Source organism: Kitasatospora sp. NPDC057512 (assembly GCF_042802135.1).
In the GTDB taxonomy this organism is placed as follows: domain Bacteria; phylum Actinomycetota; class Actinomycetes; order Streptomycetales; family Streptomycetaceae; genus Kitasatospora.
Genome location: NZ_JBHVET010000961.1, coordinates 1 through 2,603 on the forward strand (window position 1 = coordinate 1; position 2,603 = coordinate 2,603).

3 protein-coding genes and 1 pseudogene are annotated in these 2,603 nt (G+C 76.3%); 3 read left to right on the forward strand and 1 reads right to left on the reverse strand.

The features are described from left to right. Window positions 1-109 precede the first annotated feature (109 nt). On the forward strand, window positions 110-907 hold the full coding sequence (locus tag ACFU6K_RS36245; protein WP_380670488.1) for a VOC family protein: 798 nt from the start codon (window positions 110-112) through the stop codon (window positions 905-907). Window positions 908-943: 36 nt separating this feature from the next. Next, entirely contained in the window at window positions 944-1,447 is a 504-nt protein-coding gene (locus ACFU6K_RS36250; protein ID WP_380670490.1) for a DinB family protein, read from the forward strand. Window positions 1,448-1,511: 64 nt separating this feature from the next. On the opposite strand, the gene ACFU6K_RS36255 is transcribed toward ACFU6K_RS36250, so the two are convergent. Beyond that, window positions 1,512-2,207, reverse strand: coding sequence for an ArsR/SmtB family transcription factor (locus tag ACFU6K_RS36255; protein ID WP_380670492.1), 696 nt, complete (start codon window positions 2,205-2,207; stop codon window positions 1,512-1,514). Window positions 2,208-2,409: 202 nt separating this feature from the next. Here ACFU6K_RS36255 and ACFU6K_RS36260 point away from each other — a divergent pair. Further along, window positions 2,410-2,603 (forward strand): annotated as a pseudogene (locus ACFU6K_RS36260) (hypothetical protein); the annotation flags it as partial.

The window sequence follows — 2,603 nt, forward strand, 5'->3', positions numbered from 1 at the left end:
CGCGGGTTCCAGCCCGCGCGGGTGCGGCGTGCCGTGGCTAGGCTGACGAACCGGGGGCCGGCGTGCGCCCTCCCGGCGCGCGCACTTCGCCACACACGAGGGCAGAGAGATGGCTGCGCTACCTGAGGGCACACCCTGTTGGGCCGACGCGATGTTCACCGACCTGGAGGGTGCGAAGGCCTTCTACGGCGACGTGCTGGGCTGGACCTTCGGCGAGAGCTCGTCGGAGTTCGGCAACTACACCCAGGCGTACTCGGACGGCAAGGCGGTCGCCGCGATCGTGCCGCCGATGCCCGGCGCGGAGGCCCAGTCGGCATGGTGCCTGTACCTGGCCTCGCCGGACGCCGGCGCCACCGCGGCACGGATCCGCGCCAACGGCGGCGAGGTGGTCATGGGGCCGATGCAGGTCGGCGACTTCGGCACGCTGGTGATCGCCAGGGACCCGGGCGGCGTGGTGTTCGGCGTCTGGCAGGCCGGGCGGCACGAGGGCTTCGAGAAGCAGGGCGAGCCTGGCGCGTACAGCTGGGCCGAGGTGGTGACCCGCGAGCCCGCGAAGGCGGACGCCTTCTTCCCGGCGGTCTTCCCGTACGGCGTGCGGAAGATGGCGGGCGGGGACTTCGACTACCGGATGTTCCAGGTCGGCGGCCGGCCGGTGCTGGGCCGGATGGGAGCGGAGGGCGACTTCCTGCCGCCCGAGGCGCCCTCGTACATCAGCGTCTACTTCGCGGTGGACGACACCGACGCCGCGATCGGGCGGCTGACGGCGCGCGGCGGCACGGTGTACTTCGGGCCGATGGACAGCCCGTTCGGCCGGTTCGCGGCGGTCGGCGACCCGCAGGGCGCGGCCTTCGGGTTGATCGACCTCGACCGGCGGGTAGGGGAGCAGCCGGAGACGGAGGACGTCTGATGGGTCCGACGGGACGACGAGCGACAGGGGTGGCCGATGGGTGAGCGCGAGGACCTCGTCGAGACGCTGGACAAGCACCGCGGACTGCTGCGGCGCACCGTACGGGACCTCACCGACGCGCAGGCGGCCGAGCGCACCACGGTCAGCGAGCTGAGCCTCGGCGGCCTGATCAAGCACGTGGCGGGGGTCGAGGCGCGCTGGGCGCGGTTCATCACCGGCGGCGCGGAGGCGATGCGGAGCGGGGACGCGGGCGCCGCCGACCCGGACGCCTGGGCGGCCCAGTTCCGGATGGCGGAGGGCGACACCCTGGCCGGGCTGCTCGCCGAGTACGAGCGGACGGCGCGCGGGACGGACGAGCTGGTCCGGAGCCTGCCCGACCTCGACGCCGCCCACGAGCTGCCGCCCGCGCCCTGGTTCCCGCCGGGCACGGCCTGGTCGGCCCGGCGGGTGCTGCTGCACCTGATCGCCGAGACCGCGCAGCACGCCGGGCACGCGGACATCATCCGGGAGGCGCTGGACGGGGCGAAGTCGATGGGCTGAGCGGGGGCGCCCGGCGCTTCGAGCGGGGGTTCAAGCGGGGGTTGGAGCGCTGCCGGGGATGGCGTCAGGGCAGTTCCACGCCGAGGAGTTCGCGCAGCGCCCGGCCGCCGTCCGGGGTGACCCGCAGGGCCCGGCCGGAGCCGATCCGCTCCACCCAGGCGCGGTCCAGGGCGGCCCGGCAGAGGGCCGCGCCCAGCGCCCCGCCCAGGTGGCTGCGGCGCTCCGTCCAGTCCAGGCAGCTGCGCACCACCGGGCGTCCGCCACGACGGCCCGCGCTCGGCGGCAGCTCGATCGCCTGCGCGGCCAGCCAGTCCCGGCCGCGAACGGTGACGGCCGGCCCGTCCTCCTCGCTGACCAGGCCGCGGGCGAACAGCGCGTCCGACACGGCCACGCCGAGGCGTCCGGCAAGGTGGTCGTAGCAGGTGCGGGCGCGGGCCTCGGCGCTCAGCCGGGTGGCCTCGGTCAGGTTGCGGGGCGCGGTCGCGGGGCCGGGGCCGGACTCGGCGAAGACGGTGAGGTCCTCGATCAGCGTGGCCACCGCGGGCGAGGCCAGCCGGACGTACCGGTGCCGGCCCTGCCGCTCCTCGGCCAGCAGCCCGCCCGCGATCAGCCGGGACAGGTGCTCGCTGGCCGTGGACGGCGCGACGCGCGCGTGCCGGGCCAGTTCACCGGCCGTCCAGGCACGGCCGTCGAGCAGGGCGGAGCAGATGGCGGCGCGGGTGGGGTCGGCGAGCAGGGCGGCGAGGGCGGCGAGCGTCATGCCTCCATGGTCGGGGCACGGGGGTGGGTGTACCGGGGGCGGGTCCGTGGGTGGGTCCGTCGCCGTGTGGATGCCCTTGTACGGAGGACGGGGCGGTCGCAGCGGCGGGGCCGCGTGGGGGAGCGGTGCCGGGGACATGCCTCCAGGGTCGCCCCGGCATGGTTCGGCCGGGGCCGAAACGACCCGGGGCCACGATGACGGCATGAGCGAAACCACGGTGGTCCCCGGGGCGGCGACCACGACCTTCTCCCGCTACGACGACGTGACGGCGGCCCTGGCCGACCCGGCGCTGGTGCCGCCGCCCGCGGCGGCCCCCGCGCCCGCAGCGCCCGGCGCCCCCGGCGGTGTGCCCGGGACGGTGGCCTGGCTGCGGTCCGCCGTCGCCCGGTTCAGCTC